This is a genomic window from Flavobacterium sp. HJSW_4, assembly GCF_042436695.1.
Taxonomy (GTDB): domain Bacteria; phylum Bacteroidota; class Bacteroidia; order Flavobacteriales; family Flavobacteriaceae; genus Flavobacterium.
In genome coordinates, this window is the sequence record NZ_JBHNPP010000016.1 from 73,777 (window position 1) to 91,143 (window position 17,367).

Sequence of the window (17,367 nt, forward strand, 5' to 3'; positions counted from 1 at the left end):
CTCCAAAAAGTGTTTATTTTCTTTCACCTTTTTGGTCTACAATATATACTGACTTGCCTTTATGATCGAGTATAAAATATTCGATGTTTGAATTTTTAGAAATGCCTTGTTCTGTAAATGCTTTTGCAAGATCTAAATTTTCAAATATTGAGTAAACTTCTTGAATGTCTTCTCCTGAGTTATAATATTGATTGTTTTTCTTTAATATTATTCCAGTTGTGTATTCTGCTTGTCCAACCGCAAATTGATTTTCCTTTATTTTTGGATTATCCATTAATGAAATAATTAAAAGTTTGTGGGAATCAAATATTATTGCTCAAAAATGACTTTTTTGTCTGTTTTATCTGTTTTGATAATATCGTAAGGTCTTGATAGTTTTAAAGTACTATTTCCGTTTTTAAGTTTTTCGACTTTTACGATTATGGTATTTCGATTTTCGGTAATTTCAACAATATCTATAGAATGTCCTTCGGTATTTTGAGTTTTATCGATAACCGCAATGACTTGATATTTGCTAAAATCAATATTGATTTCTTTAAAATCATCAGATAAATTAGTAGAAACATTCATTTCTGCAATTAATTTTTCCCAAGCTTTTTGGTCTTTGATAATGATATGTCTTGCAGCAAGACTTTCCTCATTTGAAAAAGAATCTCCTTTAGCAATTAAAGAATATTGCACATCTGAGTTTGGCAAATCTTCATTGTCGCAACTTGTTAGAGCAAGCAGAATGCTAAATATTAGGATAATCTGTTTCATTGTTTTGGTTTTGGTTGCAAAAACTTTTGCATAAAGTTTTCTCTATATAAACAGATGCATTTTTATCCAAATAGTTGCGTTAAAGGTGTTTAGTTTTATCAGCATCTTTTATTAGATAAAGATAACGTTAATTTTGATTAAAGATTGTGATTGGTAACGATAAATATGATAAAAAAGATTTGTGCGGTTTGTGACCACAATTTATTCGTCAAGTTCTTTCCAGCAAAGATCTATTTCGCGTTGTACTTCTTTTTCTAATTTAGGTAATTCGTTGGTAATCCAATCTTGACTTTCTTTGCTTAAGTAATCTTGATTTTCGTTTAGTTTGTACTTCATTGCTCCAATAATCACGTCTATCATTTCTCCGACTTCCGATGTGCCGTTTGCAAAGTTCGGACCTATTAAATACTTTAAAATTTCTTTTTCGTAATGAGGTTTGTAATGCAAAATATGACTGACTAGCGGAAAATAGAAGTAAAAATAAGTATTCGTGTTAGAAGCAAATTGTATTTGGTGTAACGTAGCAATTAAAATATCTGATTCTAAATCTGTTGTTTGAAAATCCAGTTTTTTTAAAAGATCAAAACAACTTTTGGAATTGGGCAATATTTTTCCAACTTCTTTGAGATAAGAAAATGTTTTTTCAAAATGAGCTTGTTCCGTGTTTTCCATTTTTAGCTTGAGGAAGAGTTTCAGATCGTGCTAAAATACGATTTTTCTATTTTGTAATGATGAAATTAAAGTCCGCTAAGTAAGGAAACGTGCAGAAAAATGTGGATTGTATTATTATTTCTCTCAACTTTGCAAAACAATCCTTTAAATAAAATTCAAATGGAATTCGGTAAAATCATCATTTCAGAAGCTGCGGCGAATAGCGAAAACCCTCAAGACGTTGTAAATTCGAATATTTCGGTAATCAATTTAATGCGAGAAGAAAAAATAGACGACGATTTGATTCACGAAGATGCTTTGATGAGTTACTATTTGGATTTTTATGCTTCAAAATATGCTGAAGGAAATTTTTCGAAGTTTGTTCACGATTCAGGATGGAATAAAGAATTGAACGAATTAATAGAAGAAGGTTTAGCTTTAATTGGTGCAGAAAAACATTTGGAATTGTTTAAAGAACAATGCCGCAAATTGCGTTTGCAGAGCAATATCAAATTGGGAAAATTTCTAAAAGATAGATTCGATGCTCCAAACGCTTTCAAGGATTTGCTAAATAACAATGCTTATTTTGAATTGGATGAAAATCTGGCTGAATTGAATGCCGCATTCTTAAAATCGCATCCCGATACAGAAGTGCTTTCAGTTGAAGAAATGTTTAAAACACTGGAAGAGTTTGTAGGACACGAAATTAAGAGAGATTAAGTTTTTATTTTTTCGCTGTGGTTTGTAAGAAAATTATATATTTGGAACACCCAAAAAAAATCTAACAAAAATCTACACGTATGAAAAAAACGATTCTTTTAAGTGCCGTTTTGATGTTTTTGTATTCCTGCGGGAAAAACGAAAAACCTCAAAATGATGCTGAAGCTCAGTATCAGGAATTGCTTTCAGAAACGCAAGCACATCTTAGTCATAATAAAAAGCCCATAAGAAAACTCATTTTTAAAAATCTCGATGCTATTGAAGATTCTAAAGAAATGAATTTGCAGTTGCTTTCAAAAGTAGCTTCAAGTCTTAAAATCAAATATTCAGATATTAGAATCGCCGAGTCAAGTTCGATCAATTATGATGATCAAACCGCTTTTTTTGTTCTGACGACTGTTTCACGAGATAAAAAAGTATTGAAATCTCAAGATGACGAAGAATTGGGAAATTATTTTCAGCGTAAATACTTATTCGTAAATCGTGAAGACGGAAGCATAATCGCCGAAGAATTTGATGAAAATCTAGGTTATTATGATAATGAAGCCATTCAGTTTTCGAAATCACATATATTGAAAGATCTGGTTTTTTTAGATGAAAAAACTCCTGCGATTGCTTTTTATACCGAAGCCAGCGCAAAAAGTAGAATTGTATTGTATACTGAGCAAAAGTTTACATTGGTTACTTTGGTAGATAATGAAATTAGAAAGGTTTTATACGAATATCCAATTCGATTGACTAATGGAGATTCTAACGGCAGCGGAACTTTTCAAATCGAAACTTTAGAAACCGGAATGAGTTTTTCAGATCAGAAAACAAACGGCTATTTTGATTTGATAATCACTAAAAACTTTTCTTATGAAGAAGCTTTTGAAGATGATGTAGAAAACGGAATTGAAGAAAAAAGCGACTTGAAAATTAAAAAAGAAGTAGAAAAACTGAAGTATAACGGTAATGATTATGCTTTTCATAGAGACGACAGGCATCGTTTTTTGGAATAAAACTTTATAAAACACAAATAATAGCAAGGGCACTTTAGGAGTGCTTTTGCTGTTTATAGGAGATTTCGGTTTTACTGCAAAACTTTGACCTATTGTTAACAAACATTTCCTTAAATTTGCTTCCGTTATAAAAAATACAATAGTTATAAAAAACAAGCTATGTTACAAATTGCATTTATTAGAGAAAATCAAGAGAAAGTAATCAAGGCTTTAGCAAAACGAAATATCGATGCTAAAAGCGTTGTTGAAGAAGTGGTTCAATTAGACGAAAATCGTCGTGCTGCACAAGTGGAATTAGACAATACTTTATCAGAATCTAATAAATTGTCCAAAGATATTGGTGAATTGATGAAAGCTGGTGAGAAAGCTAAAGCGGCAATCTTAAAAGAAAAAACAGTTTCACTAAAAGAGAAAAGTAAAGAACTGAGCGAAAAAGCAGAAGCTTTGGCTGTTGAGTTAACGAATAAACTATACACTTTGCCAAACCTTCCGGCAGACATTGTTCCTGAAGGAAAAACTCCAGATGATAACTTAAATGTTTTTCAAGAAGGAGATATTCCAGTTTTGCACGAAGGCGCACAACCACACTGGGAATTGGTAAAGAAATATGATATTATCGATTTTGAATTGGGTGTAAAAATCACTGGAGCAGGATTTCCTGTTTATAAAGGAAAAGGGGCTCGTTTACAACGTGCTTTAATCAATTACTTTTTAGACAAAAATACAGCTGCTGGATATAATGAAGTTCAAGTTCCTCATTTGGTAAACGAAGCTTCAGGATTTGGAACAGGACAATTGCCAGACAAAGAAGGACAAATGTATCATTCTACAATTGATGATTTATATTTGATTCCAACGGCTGAGGTTCCAGTTACAAATTTATTCCGTGATGTTATTTTAAACGAAAGTGATCTTCCTGTTTTGCATACAGCGTATACGCCATGTTTCCGTCGTGAAGCAGGTTCTTACGGAGCGCACGTTCGTGGATTAAACCGTTTGCACCAATTTGATAAAGTAGAAATTGTTCGTGTTGAGCATCCAGATAATTCTTATGCTGCGCTTGACGGAATGGTAGAACATGTGAAAGAGATTCTTCAAGAATTGAAATTACCATATAGAGTTTTACGTCTTTGCGGAGGCGACATGGGATTCACGTCTGCTTTAACTTACGATTTTGAAGTGTTTTCAACAGCACAAGATCGTTGGTTAGAAATCAGTTCTGTTTCTAATTTTGAAACTTTCCAGGCAAACCGTTTGAAATTACGTTTCAAAGACAAAGACGGAAAAAACCAATTGGCGCACACACTTAACGGAAGTTCATTAGCGCTTCCACGTGTTTTAGCTGGAATTATTGAAAATTACCAAACTCCAGAAGGAATCGTAATCCCAGAGGTTTTACGTTCTTACTGCGGATTTGATATTATAAACTAGTTTTAAGTTTACAGTCACAGTCTCAGTTTGCAGTTTCAGCTGCTAACTGAGACTGAAAACTGAAAACTGAGACTAAAAACTCAGACTACATGAAAAACGGTATCTTAAACTGGAACGTTGATCCCGTTATATTCTGGATTACAGATAGTTTTCCTCTTAAATATTACGGAGCTCTTTTTGCCTGCGGACTTCTTCTCGGGTTTTATATCGTAAGAAACATTTATAAAAAAGAAAATCTTTCTTTAGACAATCTCGATTCTTTACTTATTTATGTCATCGTCGGAACCGTTTTAGGTGCAAGACTTGGACATTGTTTCTTTTACGAACCAGACTATTTCTTCAAACATCCGATAGAAATTCTTTTACCAATTCAAAAAATAAAAGGAGCTTATCAGTTTGTGGGCTATCAAGGATTGGCAAGTCACGGAGGTTCGATCGGAGTTATCACGGCAATGATTTTATATTGCCGAAAATACAAAGTTCAATTTTTAGGACTTTTGGATAAAATGGCTGTTGCAGTTCCTGTAACGGGCGCTTTTATCAGAATGGGGAATTTTATGAATTCTGAAATCTACGGAAAACCAACCAACGGAAATTGGGGAGTTGTTTTTCAGAGAGACGATTTGATTCCGAGACATCCAACGCAATTATATGAGGCTTTTGCTTATGTATTGATTTTCGGAATTCTGTTTTATATGTACAAATCAGAAAAAATCAGAAATACGCAGGGATTAATCTTTGGAACTTTCTTAACTTTATTATTTACAGCTCGTTTTATAATTGAATTTTTCAAAGAAAATCAAGAAGCTTTCGAGAATAATATGCTGATTAATATGGGGCAAATTTTAAGTATCCCATTTATTTTAATTGGTTTAGGATTGATTTTTTGGAAAACTAAAAAAGTCCCAGTTTACAGTCGCAGTTTACAGTAAAACTTAGACTGAAAACCGAGACTGCGACTAAAAACTAAAAAGTGACGTTTGCAGTTTGACTGAGAACTGCGACTGCGACTGAAAACTAAAAAAGTATGAGAAACATATTAATCGGTATCGTTTTGTTATGTTCTGGTTTTGCGTTTGGCCAAAACGAGCAATTGGCTCAATATTACTACGACAAAGGTGATTTCGATAAAGCTAAAATCAGTTACGAAGAGCTTTTGCGAGCAGCACCATCGAATACCCAATATTTTTTAAGAACAGTCGATTGTTATCAGCAATTGCAGCAATTTGCAAATGCCGAAAAAGCAATTCAAGATCGTTTTAATCGTTACAAGCAAGGTGTTTTTTTAGTTGAATTGGGATATAATTTCCAATTGCAGAAAAATGATTCGAAAGCAAAAAATTACTACGAACAGGCAATCGAAAAAATAAAAACGAGTCCGAATGATGTGTACGGAATCGCAACTTCGTTTGAGAAAAAAGTTTTGTTGGAATATGCTTTAAAAGCGTATCAGACCGCAATGCAAGTTCAGCCGAACTTCAATTTCAATTTTCAAATCGGAATGTTGTACGGTCAGTTAGGAAAAACCGATTTGATGATCGATTTATTATTGACAGAATCGTTTACAAATCCGCAAAACACCAATTTGATTCAGACGCAATTGTCTCGATTCATGAACGGCGAAACCGATAATACAGCTTTTAAAGATGCGATGCGAAAAGCATTAATCTTAAAAACTCAGAAAGATCAAGATGTTTTTTGGAATCATTATCTAAGCTGGTTTTATGTACAGCAGAAAGAATTCGGAAAAGCGTTTATTCAGGAAAAAGCCATTTACAAACGCGAACCGGAATCGTTGATGAGTATTGTCAATTTGAGTCAGTTCGCAATGAATGAAGATGATGACGAAACGGCTGAGGAAATTCTGAATTTCATTCTTCAAAACACTAAAGACCGCGATTTGCTGATTCAGAGTAATGCGTATTTGATGCAAATTAAAATTGATAAAGCACAGGAGAAAGATTATCCAATTATCAATCAGGAATTGCAGCAATTGTTGGCAACTTACGAAATCAATCCTTTTACCTTATCTTTGCAAATCATTCAAGCCCATTTTCTGGCTTTTAATTTGAAGAAAACAGAAGAAGGAAAGGCAGTAGTCAAAAAAGCCTTAGAATTGAATTTAAACGAATATCAAAAAGCCGATGCTAAAATGGAATTGGCTGATATTTTGCTTTTGGAAGAAAAGTACAATCAGGCGTTGATTTATTATTCGCAAATTCAATTGGATTTAAAGAATGACGTAATGGCGCACGAAGCCAGTTTGAAAGCCGCCAAAACAAGTTATTACAAAGGCGATTTTGAATGGGCAAACAAACAATTTAAAGAATTAAAAGCAGCAAACACGCAATTAATTGCCAATGACGCTTTAGAATATTTTCTTTTAATTAATGATAACACTGCCGCAGATTCGACTCAAGTAGCTTTGAAGCAATTTGCAAAAGGAGATTTTTTAATTTATCAGAATAAAAAGCAAGAAGCGATAACGCAGTTTCAGAATATTCTAAAAACCTATAAAGGGCAAGAAATTGAAGCAGTGACTTTACTTCGTTTAGGAAAAGTTTACGAAAGCCAAAAAGATTTTGCTTCGGCTTTAAGCCAATATCAGCAGATTATTGACAATCATAGTGACGGAATTTATGTAGATGAAGCACTGTTTTTCTCCGCTGAAATTTATAACGACGAACTAAAAGATCCAGAAAAGGCCAAGCCTTTATATGAAAAGGTAATTTTTAACCATCAAGATAGTATCTACTTCGTTGATGCCAGAAAAAAATACCGAGAATTGAGAGGGGATAAGAATTTATAAATAAAGATTTTTTAGATTGTTAGATCTTTAGACTTCTTAGATGAAAATCAAAGTCTAAAAATCTAGACATCTAAGAAGTCTAAGAAAGTCTAAAACATGATTATTTACAACGTTACCACAAACATACACGAAAGCGTTCACGACCAATGGTTAAAATGGATGCAGGAAAAACACATACCAGAAATTCTGGCAACTCAGAAATTCTCTTCAGCGCGAATTGTAAAAGTTTTGGTTGAAGAAGAAATGGGCGGAATTACCTATTCCGTACAATATGTAACGGATAGCAAAGAAACCTTAGATAAGTTTTATATCGAAGACGAACCAGAATTCCACAGAGAAGCTTTAACTCTCTTTGCTGATAAAATGCTTTCTTTCAGAACAGAATTGGAAGTTATTTCAGAGCACTAGTCTTTTTTGGAAACGAATAAAATTGGTCTTGAAAAGTGATTTTTGAAGGAGCAAAGAATATTATAGATTAAAATTAACAGGTCTATCTGCTTAATACCTAAAAAAAGTATATTTGCAAAAAATTAATTTCGAACTAAAAATTGTGTTTGTCCACCTATCTTGTTTATGAAACACCTACAAATAAAGATTGTTTTGTTTTTATTGTTAAGTCTGAATGTTTGTTGTCAAAGCAAAAAAGAGGTGGTGTATGAAGAAGAAACGGCAAAATCTATTATTTTACAACTTAATGAATTTAGAGATATTGAATATACTTCAAAAGAAATTTTAAAAAATTTCGTCCTTTCTAAATATGAAGTTTTAAAGATAAAAAATGAGGAGTCGCCTAAAACATTTGGAGAAATAACGGGGTTTGCAACGCACATTCATGATAAGGGTAATGAAATTATTGAGTATATCGATGAAATTAAAGCAGAAATTCCCGAGGAAAACTATTTTGACACAAATGAAACTACATTTTATGATGCATTTGTAAATCAAAAATATGCTGTTTTAAAAAGTAAAATTGACAATTTTTACAAACAAAATAAAACAATTATATCTTCTTCACGTCCTTGCGCTTCATTGAAAGAGGATAATGATAAGTTCAATACAAATAGGACTTTCAAAAATAAGGAAAATAAGAATGTTGATTTTTTAAACTATAGATTCGGTTACAAAACCAACATTGGATTGTTGACCGGTTTAGAAAGAATTCAATTTGACGTTATTCATTTTCAATATATGTTTATGAATACGATTATGGGATCTGCTTATTAAAATATTAAAAGCAGGAAGCAAACAAGAAATGAAATGGAAAAAGTAAAAGCAAAAAAACATTTAGGACAGCACTTTCTTAAAGATGAAAGTATCGCAAAAGCCATTGCAGACACTTTGACTTTTAATGGATATGATGAGGTTTTAGAAATAGGGCCAGGGATGGGTGTGCTTACTAAGTATTTGCTTGACAAACCAATCAACACGCACGTTATTGAGATTGATACCGAATCGGTAGCGTATTTGGATGCCAATTATCCGAAATTAAAAAATAAAATTATCTCTCAGGATTTCCTGAAGTATAATATAAATGAAGTTTACCAAAATAAACAGTTTGCCATAATAGGTAACTTTCCGTATAATATTTCTTCTCAGATTGTTTTTAGGACTTTAGAGCTTAGAGACCAGATTCCAGAATTTTCTGGAATGTTTCAGAAAGAAGTAGCTGAGCGCATCTGCGAAAAGAAAGGCTCAAAAACCTACGGAATATTATCAGTTTTAGCTCAGGCTTTCTATGATACCGAGTATCTGTTTACGGTTAATGAAAACGTTTTTATTCCTCCGCCCAAGGTCAAATCGGGTGTGATGAGAATGACCCGAAAGGAAGATTACAGTCTTCCTTGCAGCGAAAAGTTGTTTTTTACAGTAGTAAAAACCGCTTTTCAGCAGAGACGAAAAACATTACGTAACAGTTTGAAAACATTAAATTTATCAGACAATTTGCGAGAAGACACTATCTTTGATAAACGTCCCGAGCAATTAAGCGTCGATGAATTTATTGAACTAACTCTAAAAATAGAAACCGATGGAGTTCAAAGTTAGTAAAGAATTTATACATCAGTTAGAAGAGCTGATCATCAATAAAAACGACAATGAACTTGAAGTTTTATTGAATGATTTACACCACGCCGATATCGCCGAAATCTTAGACGAATTAGATTTTGATGAGGCAACTTACATCTTTAAGGTTTTAGATAGTGATAAAACCGCTGAAATTCTTCTTGAATTGGAAGAGGATCTGCGTGAAAACATCTTAAGCCGACTTTCACCAAAGGAAATCGCGGAAGAGCTTGATGAGCTTGAAACCAATGATGCTGCCGATATTATCGCCGAACTTTCGCAAGAAATAAAAGCGGAAGTAATTTCGGAGTTAGTTGACGTTGAACACGCCAAAGACATTGTTGATCTTTTGCGTTACGATGAAAACACGGCTGGTGGTTTGATGGGTAAAGAGCTTGTGAAAGTGAATGAAAACTGGAACGTTTTAACCTGCGTTAAAGAAATGAGAATTCAGGCAGAAAATGTTTCTAGAGTACATTCTATTTATGTAGTTGATGATGAAAACCGATTAAAAGGAAGGCTTTCGCTGAAAGATTTATTGACTTCTTCGACCAAAACACAAATTGGAGAAGTTTACATCCGAAAATTAAATTTTGTAAATGTTGATACAGAAGATGTTGAGGTAGCTCGTATCATGCAAAAGTATGATTTGGAGGCAATTCCTGTTGTTGACGAACTAGGTCGTTTGGTTGGAAGAATTACCATTGACGATATCGTAGACGTAATCAAGGAAGAAGCTGATAAAGATTACCAATTGGCGGCGGGTATTACGCAAGACGTTGAATCGAATGACAGCGTTTACGAATTGACAAAAGCGCGTTTACCTTGGCTTTTGATTGGAATGGTGATCGAAATTGTAGCTTCTTTTGTTTTGAAAGGAAACGAAAGCACTTTTCAAAAATATTCTACTTTAATCATTTTTGTGCCTTTATTATCTGCAACCGCAGGAAATATCGGAGTTCAAGCTTCAGCAATTGTTGTGCAAGGTTTGGCAAACGGAACTTTGAAAGATTTCAGCCGCGGTTATTTTACTAAAGAAATTACCGTTTCTATGATTTCTGGAAGTATTATTTCATTGCTTTTATTGGGATATCATTCCATCATGTATCAGCAGTATCTGGTAGGATTTGCGATTTCAATTTCTATGATTGTGGTGATTCTTTTTGCAGCAACTTTAGGAACTTTGGTACCGCTTTTCCTGAACAAAAATAAAATTGACCCCGCAATCGCTACAGGTCCGTTTATCACTACAACCAACGATGTATTTGGAATTATGCTCTACTTTGGAGTAGCTAACTTGATTCTAGGATTCTAGATTTTTGCCACAAATTAGTTTATTACAGTGATTTAAGATCTCTAAAATCTGCGTAATTTGTACGCGGAAAAAAGCTATTTATCAACCAGAAATAAATTAAATCCAACCAAAATGAAAGTACACATTATTGGAGGAGGAAACCTTGGGGTTTCTATTGCCTTGGGAATTGCCAAATTCTCGAAAAACAACCAAGTTACTGTCACAAGAAGAAACATTGCAAGTATTCAATATTTATCAGAATATGGAATTACGGTTTCTAACGATAATAAACACAACATCGAGGAAGCTGATGTTGTAATTTTAACTATAAAGCCGTATCAGGTAGATACTGTTTTGGCCGAAATTCTGCCAGTTATTAAAAACAAAACAATTGCTTCTGCCGTAAGCGGATTGTCTTTGGATGTGTTTCAAACCAAAACAAACTACGAATTTCCAGTTGTGCGTATTATGCCAAATATTGCGGCGCAATTTGGAGAATCGGCGACTTGTATTTCTTTCCCAGAAAAATACAAAGAAAACGCTACACCAATTGTAGATCTATTTCAAGATTTAGGAACAGCTCCTGTAATCGACGAAAAATTGATGGATGCGGCAACAGTTTTAGGCGCGTGCGGAACTGCCTATGCATTACGCTACATACGTGCGTCTATGCAAGCAGGAATCGAAATTGGATTCGATTCTAACACCGCTTTGGCAATTGCTGCTCAAACGGTAAAAGGCGCAGCAAAAATGCTTTTGGAAGAACGAGTGCACCCAGAACAATTAATCGACCGTGTAACAACGCCACAAGGCTGTACAATTGTCGGTTTAAATGAAATGGAGCACAATGGTTTCAGTTCATCATTAATTAAAGGAATCAAGACTTCTTTGAAACAAATCAAAGGTTAGGTTATTTAAATTTCAATATTTTAAAATTCCAAATTCCAATTTTATCATTGGGATTTGGAATTTTTTATTTTGAAAATCAAAGAGTTCAGTTTGTCATTCCGAGGAAGGAGGAATCTTCGCAAGTAGCTCTACAAAGTATTTAAATTGAAATTTCATTTTTTACTAAGAGTGTATTTCAAATAAACAAATCCGAAAAGCCCCGCTAAGAAAGAAGCGATCAGGATTGCTATTTTAGAAAAAACAATAATTTCAGGATTTTTGAATGCTAAAACGGTAATGAAAATTGACATCGTAAAACCAATTCCACCGAGCATTCCTGCGCCTAGAATATGTGCCCATTTTAAGTTTTTCGGTAAAATGCATAAACCTGAGGTTACGCCAACTGAAGAGAAAAGTAAAATTCCAAGCGGTTTTCCAACGACAAGACCTAGAATAATTCCGTAAGTGTTGACATGGTTAAGGCCTTCGTGCCAATTGTCTGAGATTGTTAAAGCAGTATTGGCAACTGCAAAAAGCGGAAGGATAAAAAAAGCAACAGGTTGATGTAAAAAATGCTGTAGTCTATATGAAGATGTTTTTTCACCACCATCTCCAAACGGAATAACAAATGCCAAAATAACTCCAGTAATGGTTGCATGAACTCCAGAATTGAGCATAAAATACCACATTATAACTCCGCCAATGAGATACGGAATAAGGTTGTGAATTTTCATTCGATTTAAAACAAATAGAAGACACCAGACTCCAAGCGCGATTCCAAGATTCAGAAAAGAAATTGATGTGGTGTAAAAAATAGCAATAACTATAATTGCTCCTAAATCGTCAATAACGGCAAGTGCTGTTAGAAAAACTTTTAAAGAAGCAGGAACTCTGCTGCCAAGAAGCGATAAAATTCCGATTGCAAAAGCAATATCAGTAGCCATCGGAATTCCGGCGCCATTTTGTGTGGTTGTTCCGTAATTTAAAGCCAAAAAGATTGCAGCGGGAACTAGCATTCCTCCAAAAGCAGCCATTATCGGCAGAGACGCATTTTTTATATTCGATAATTCACCGTGATAAATTTCTCTTTCCAATTCCAAACCAATCAAAAGAAAGAATATGGTCATTAAGCCATCATTGATCCAATGTGTAATAGAATGTCCTGAAATTTCTTTTTCCCAAAAAGCAACATAAGGGATTTGAAAAGAAGAATTAGCAAGAAATAAAGATAAAAGCGTAACAATGAGCAAGATAATTCCTCCTGATTTTTCGTTTTCAAAAAAGGCTGTAAAAGTCTTGGTTAATTTCATTTGAGAAGATTTTCTGGAGTAATTATGATAGAATTTGAAAATTCTTATTCTTTCAAAGTTAAAAAAAATCTGAGCAATAAAAAAGGAGTTTGCCACAAAGGCATAAAGGCACGAAGTTTTCTGTTTTTTTTTTATTAAAATATTTCTTTGCGTCTTTGCGACTTCGCTAGATTATATTTCCCGTATTTTTGTATTTATAAAATTCAGTAAAAAATGAGTATAAAAATTCTTCATATCGACAGCAATAATCCAATTCTTTGGAATCAATTGGAAGAAGCTGGTTTCGAAAATCACGCCGATTTCAAATCTTCAAAAGAAGAAATTGAAGCAAAAATTCAAGACTATAACGGAATCGTAATTCGTAGTCGTTTCAAGATTGATAAGACATTTTTAGACGCTGCAACAAAGTTGCAATTTATTGCAAGAGTTGGTGCAGGTCTAGAAAGTATTGATTGTGAGTATGCTTCCGCGAAAGGAATTCATCTCATTGCGGCTCCAGAAGGAAATCGCAACGCTGTTGCAGAGCATTCGCTTGGCGTAATTTTATCTTTATTCAATAATTTAAATCAGGCTGATGCTGAAGTTAAGGCAGGTCATTGGAATCGAGAAAGCAATCGTGGCCACGAACTGGATTTAAAAACAGTCGGAATTATCGGTTACGGAAACATGGGTAAAGCTTTCGCTAAAAAACTCCGAGGTTTTGATACAGAAGTTTTATGCTATGATATTTTGGATAATGTTGGCGATGAAAATGCCAAACAAGTTTCATTGGATGAATTACGCGAAAAAGCAGACGTTTTAAGTCTCCATCTTCCTTGGACACCAGAAACAGATAAAATGGTTGACAGCGGCTTTATAAATGCCTTTAAAAAGCCTTTTTGGATCATAAATACTTCACGAGGTAAAAACATCGTGACGGCTGATTTGGTTGAAGCTTTGAAAGCGAAGAAAATTCTAGGGGCAGGTTTGGATGTTTTGGAATATGAGAAACTTTCGTTTGAAACCCTTTTTCAAGAAAACAGCACTCCCGAAGCGCTTCAATATCTTATGAATGCAAAAAATGTCTTGCTGACGCCTCATATTGCAGGTTGGACTTTTGAAAGCCATGAGCGTTTGGCTCAGGTAATTGTAGATAAAATTAAAGCGGTTTACGGTAAAATCTAGCCTACAGCCTTTAGGTTTTAATAACGAGTTTTTTCTTGTAAATTTTATTTGGTAAGATTAGTTTTATTTCGTATTTTTTAATAATATTGTTTCCGAATTTTAAAAGAATGAATCTAAATAGGTTCTTTTTTAAAGTTCGGAGAAAGCCGAAAATCCTAAGAGTAGGCCCAAACAAATTATCTTAAATTATGATTGAATGGTACAAAACTGCCATGTTCCAAAACTATGCGAACTTTAATGGGAGAGCTAGAAGAAGTGAATATTGGTATTTTCGCCTTGTAACAACACTTCTCTTTTTTGTAATTGGCTTCTTATCGCTTATGCTATCAGTAGTTTTAGGCCCAACGATAGGCATTTCAGTTGCAGTGGGATTATTTCTTCTTTATGCGTTTGCTTCTCTAATCCCGTCTTTGGCTGTTACAGTTAGAAGAATGCATGATATAGGAAAAAGTGGCTGGACAGTTTTAGTTTCTTTAATTCCGTTGGCTGGACCAATTTGGATGCTGGTTTTACTAATAACAGAAGGTGAGCATGGAGAAAATTATTATGGTGCAGATCCAAAAAGTACTGTTGAAGAAATTGATGAAATAGGAATTAATAATTAACTAAATAATATAAAAATGGAAACTACAAAACCAGAAAGCTGGAATACCCCGTCTCAGCCTAAACAAGAAAATAAAAAAGTATTAGCAGGACTTATGGGTATCCTTTTCGGATCTTTAGGGATTCATAAGTTTGTCTTAGGTTATACTCAAGAAGGAATTATCCAAATCGTAATTAGCGTTGTTACTTGTGGAATCGGAAGTATAATCGGATTTATTGAAGGAATTATCTACTTGACAAAATCAGATGAAGAATTTTACCAAACTTACCAAGTTGGTAAAAAAGGCTGGTTTTAATAGCAAACGAATATATTGCTTAAATCCTGTTCAGAAATGAATGGGATTTTTTATTTAGAAATGTCTTATTCTGATAGAATAAAAACTCTTTGGTCTTGCTGTTAGCGCTTGCCGAGAATAAATTTGCCCTTTGTTAAAAAGAAGAAATGGAGTAACTGAAAATCCTTAAGAGTAGGGGAAACATAAGAGTTGATGTTATATGGAAAACACAAAATCAAATTCAGAAATGGAGAATAAAAAAGTTATTGCCGGAATTTTAGGAATCTTATTAGGTTCGTTTGGAGCACATAAGTTTTATTTAGGCTACCAAAAAGAAGGAATTATTCAATTGGTTGTAAGTATAGTTACTTGCGGTTTAGGAGGAATAGTTGGATTCGTTGAAGGAATTATTTATTTGACTAAATCTGATGAGGAGTTTTATAAAACATACCAAGTGGAGAAAAAAGCTTGGTTTTAGTTTTTAAAACGAAAGCTTAGCTTAAATAAAAAATGAAATAAAAAAAAACCGTTTCCTCAAGAAACGGTTTTTTTATTTTATGATTAATCTTCCTTCTCAGATAATTTCTTTTCTAGTTCAATCTGAAACTCTTCTATAACAGGTTTCATCGTGCTTTCTGGAATATCTGCAATTCTAATGTACATTAAACCATCAATAGCATTGTTAAACAAAGGATCGACGTTGAAAGCAACAACTCTTGCATTTTGTTTGATGTATTTCTTAATTAAAACTGGCAAACGTAAGTTTCCGGGTTCTAATTCGTCAATGATTTTATCAAACTTATTCAAATCAGATTCTGCTTCATCGAAGATAAAATCTTTATCAGCGTCTTTCAGTTTAACTTTATACGCTTTTTTCGGGTGAATGTATTGCGCAATATACGGATCGTAGTAGTTCGATTTCATAAACTCAATCATTAATGATTTAGAGAAATCTGAAAACTGATTGCTGATACTTACACCTCCAACTAAATATTTGTGTTCTGGATGACGTAAAGTTGTATGAATAATACCTTTCCATAACAAGAACAAAGGCATTGGTTTTTGCTGGTATTCTTTTACGATAAATGCACGACCCATTTCAATCGATTTGTGCATCATATCATGAAGTTCCGGTTCAAATCTGAAAAGATCTGTTAGATAAAATCCTTCAATACCATGTTTTGGATAAATTTCAGAACCTAATCCCATACGATACGCACCAGCTATTTTTTTGGTTTCATCATCCCATAAAAACATATGGTGATAATATTGATCGTACTGATCGATGTCAATAGATTCATTTGTTCCTTCACCAACTTCACGGAAAGTAATTTCGCGTAAGCGTCCAATTTCATGCAAAATGTTCGGAATTTCTTTTGCGCTTGCAAAGAAAACTTCATAGTTTTTGCTTTGTAAAAATCTGCTGTCACTATTACGTAACGCCTGCACTTCGTCAATCAGTTTTGACTCATTTGCTGCAGTAGCAATTTTCTTAGGTGCTTTTTGGATTTTTAAACTCGCTGTGTCAATCAGTTTGGTATCTTTTTCAAACGGATTGGCAAGCATATAGGTTTTCTTTCTTAAGAATTCTGAATATTCTTCAAAAGATTCAATTTCGTTTTGTTCACTTACAGAAATTGGTTTTCCAATACGAACTTTAATTACACGATCTTTCTGCGTTAAAAGCTCAGAAGGTAATTTTGCAGTACGCAAAGTGTCATCAATTTTAGAAAGCCAGTAGAATAATTTACTGTTTTTAGCATGAAAATATATTGGAACTACAGGAACTTTTGCTTTTCTGATTAATTTCAACGCGCCTTCTTCCCAAGGTTTGTCTACAACTAATTTCCCATCTTTATAAGTCGAAACTTCACCTGCAGGGAAAATTCCCAACGGTTTTCCGTCGCTTAAATGGCGTAAAGTTTCTTTAATTCCGATTACGCTCGATTTTGCATCCTTATGATTTTCAAAAGGATTAACCGGCATAATGTATTTTTTCATCGGAACAATTCTGTGTAATAAGAAATTGGCAATGATTTTGAAATTTGGCTCTCTTTCAAGCATCAATTTCAAAAGTAAAATTCCGTCAATTCCACCAAGCGGATGATTCGAAATGGTAATATACGCGCCATCTTTTGGCAAACGCTTTAAATCTTCTTCAGGGATTTCGAATTTAATTTCCATTTCATCCAAAATTCCATTCAAAAAGTCAAGGTCTGTCAAATGTTTGTTACGATCGTAAATTTTATTAAGGGTCGAGATCTTAAGAACCTTCATAAGAATCCAGCCAGAAAAAGTACCGAAAACCCCGTACTTTTCAACATTTATTGCCTTTGCAACTTCTTTCGCGGTAACTAAACCCATGTACTACTTTTAATTTATTAGAACAGCGAACAAAGAT

General features: G+C 33.7%; 19 protein-coding genes. 14 read left to right on the forward strand and 5 right to left on the reverse strand.

Going from position 1 to position 17,367, the window contains the following annotated elements:
- Positions 1-13 precede the first annotated feature (13 nt).
- The 3 genes from ACE01P_RS15670 to ACE01P_RS15680 form a co-directional block, all read right to left on the reverse strand.
- Positions 14-274 (reverse strand): hypothetical protein, encoded by a 261-nt coding sequence (locus tag ACE01P_RS15670; RefSeq protein WP_379699568.1) that lies wholly within the window; start codon positions 272-274, stop codon positions 14-16.
- A gap of 35 nt (positions 275-309) precedes the next feature.
- Positions 310-759 (reverse strand): protease complex subunit PrcB family protein, encoded by a 450-nt coding sequence (locus tag ACE01P_RS15675; RefSeq protein ID WP_379699570.1) that lies wholly within the window; start codon positions 757-759, stop codon positions 310-312.
- A 201-nt stretch (positions 760-960) separates the two neighbouring features.
- The gene (locus tag ACE01P_RS15680; RefSeq protein WP_379699573.1) at positions 961-1,431 is read right to left on the reverse strand and encodes a hypothetical protein; all 471 of its coding nucleotides are present in this window, start codon (positions 1,429-1,431) and stop codon (positions 961-963) included.
- A 159-nt stretch (positions 1,432-1,590) separates the two neighbouring features.
- On the opposite strand from ACE01P_RS15680, the gene ACE01P_RS15685 reads away from it, so the two are divergent.
- From ACE01P_RS15685 to proC, 10 genes are all read left to right on the forward strand, one after another.
- On the forward strand, positions 1,591-2,130 hold the full coding sequence (locus tag ACE01P_RS15685; RefSeq protein ID WP_379699575.1) for a hypothetical protein: 540 nt from the start codon (positions 1,591-1,593) through the stop codon (positions 2,128-2,130).
- 80 nt (positions 2,131-2,210) lie between these two features.
- On the forward strand, positions 2,211-3,131 hold the full coding sequence (locus ACE01P_RS15690; protein ID WP_379699577.1) for a hypothetical protein: 921 nt from the start codon (positions 2,211-2,213) through the stop codon (positions 3,129-3,131).
- A gap of 159 nt (positions 3,132-3,290) precedes the next feature.
- Positions 3,291-4,562 carry a serine--tRNA ligase gene (gene serS, locus ACE01P_RS15695; RefSeq protein ID WP_379699580.1) on the forward strand — a complete coding sequence of 424 codons (1,272 nt, stop codon included), beginning with the start codon at positions 3,291-3,293 and terminating at the stop codon, positions 4,560-4,562.
- An 89-nt stretch (positions 4,563-4,651) separates the two neighbouring features.
- On the forward strand, positions 4,652-5,494 hold the full coding sequence (lgt, locus tag ACE01P_RS15700) for a prolipoprotein diacylglyceryl transferase (protein WP_379699582.1): 843 nt from the start codon (positions 4,652-4,654) through the stop codon (positions 5,492-5,494).
- Positions 5,495-5,589: 95 nt separating this feature from the next.
- Positions 5,590-7,371, forward strand: coding sequence for a tetratricopeptide repeat protein (locus ACE01P_RS15705; protein ID WP_379699584.1), 1,782 nt, complete (start codon positions 5,590-5,592; stop codon positions 7,369-7,371).
- Between the two features lie 96 nt (positions 7,372-7,467).
- On the forward strand, positions 7,468-7,779 hold the full coding sequence (locus ACE01P_RS15710; RefSeq protein WP_379699586.1) for a DUF4286 family protein: 312 nt from the start codon (positions 7,468-7,470) through the stop codon (positions 7,777-7,779).
- Positions 7,780-8,022: 243 nt separating this feature from the next.
- A complete protein-coding gene (locus tag ACE01P_RS15715) occupies positions 8,023-8,595 on the forward strand; it encodes a hypothetical protein (RefSeq protein WP_379699589.1) in 573 nt (190 codons plus the stop codon).
- A 33-nt stretch (positions 8,596-8,628) separates the two neighbouring features.
- Positions 8,629-9,414 (forward strand): 16S rRNA (adenine(1518)-N(6)/adenine(1519)-N(6))-dimethyltransferase RsmA, encoded by a 786-nt coding sequence (rsmA, locus tag ACE01P_RS15720; RefSeq protein ID WP_379699592.1) that lies wholly within the window; start codon positions 8,629-8,631, stop codon positions 9,412-9,414.
- Positions 9,398-10,747 carry a magnesium transporter gene (gene mgtE / locus ACE01P_RS15725; RefSeq protein ID WP_379699594.1) on the forward strand — a complete coding sequence of 450 codons (1,350 nt, stop codon included), beginning with the start codon at positions 9,398-9,400 and terminating at the stop codon, positions 10,745-10,747. The genes rsmA and mgtE overlap by 17 nt, the downstream gene beginning before the upstream one ends.
- Positions 10,748-10,858: 111 nt before the next feature.
- The gene (gene proC / locus ACE01P_RS15730; RefSeq protein ID WP_379699597.1) at positions 10,859-11,635 is read left to right on the forward strand and encodes a pyrroline-5-carboxylate reductase; all 777 of its coding nucleotides are present in this window, start codon (positions 10,859-10,861) and stop codon (positions 11,633-11,635) included.
- Between the two features lie 152 nt (positions 11,636-11,787).
- Here proC and nhaA read toward each other — a convergent pair whose 3' ends face one another.
- Positions 11,788-12,924, reverse strand: coding sequence for a Na+/H+ antiporter NhaA (gene nhaA, locus ACE01P_RS15735; protein WP_379699600.1), 1,137 nt, complete (start codon positions 12,922-12,924; stop codon positions 11,788-11,790).
- Positions 12,925-13,137: 213 nt separating this feature from the next.
- Between nhaA and ACE01P_RS15740 the strand changes: the two genes are divergently transcribed.
- The 4 genes from ACE01P_RS15740 (at position 13,138) to ACE01P_RS15755 (ending at position 15,444) form a co-directional block, all read left to right on the forward strand.
- Positions 13,138-14,088, forward strand: a complete 951-nt coding sequence (locus ACE01P_RS15740; RefSeq protein ID WP_379699602.1) for a 2-hydroxyacid dehydrogenase — start codon at positions 13,138-13,140, stop codon at positions 14,086-14,088.
- 188 nt (positions 14,089-14,276) lie between these two features.
- The gene (locus ACE01P_RS15745) at positions 14,277-14,693 is read left to right on the forward strand and encodes a DUF805 domain-containing protein (protein WP_379699605.1); all 417 of its coding nucleotides are present in this window, start codon (positions 14,277-14,279) and stop codon (positions 14,691-14,693) included.
- A 15-nt stretch (positions 14,694-14,708) separates the two neighbouring features.
- Positions 14,709-14,987: a TM2 domain-containing protein gene (locus tag ACE01P_RS15750; RefSeq protein ID WP_260671832.1), complete on the forward strand. Its 279-nt coding sequence runs from the start codon at positions 14,709-14,711 to the stop codon at positions 14,985-14,987.
- Positions 14,988-15,186: 199 nt separating this feature from the next.
- Positions 15,187-15,444: a TM2 domain-containing protein gene (locus tag ACE01P_RS15755; protein ID WP_379699608.1), complete on the forward strand. Its 258-nt coding sequence runs from the start codon at positions 15,187-15,189 to the stop codon at positions 15,442-15,444.
- An 83-nt stretch (positions 15,445-15,527) separates the two neighbouring features.
- On the opposite strand, the gene ACE01P_RS15760 is transcribed toward ACE01P_RS15755, so the two are convergent.
- Positions 15,528-17,330: a GNAT family N-acyltransferase gene (locus ACE01P_RS15760; protein ID WP_379699611.1), complete on the reverse strand. Its 1,803-nt coding sequence runs from the start codon at positions 17,328-17,330 to the stop codon at positions 15,528-15,530.
- Positions 17,331-17,367: the final 37 nt, after the last annotated feature.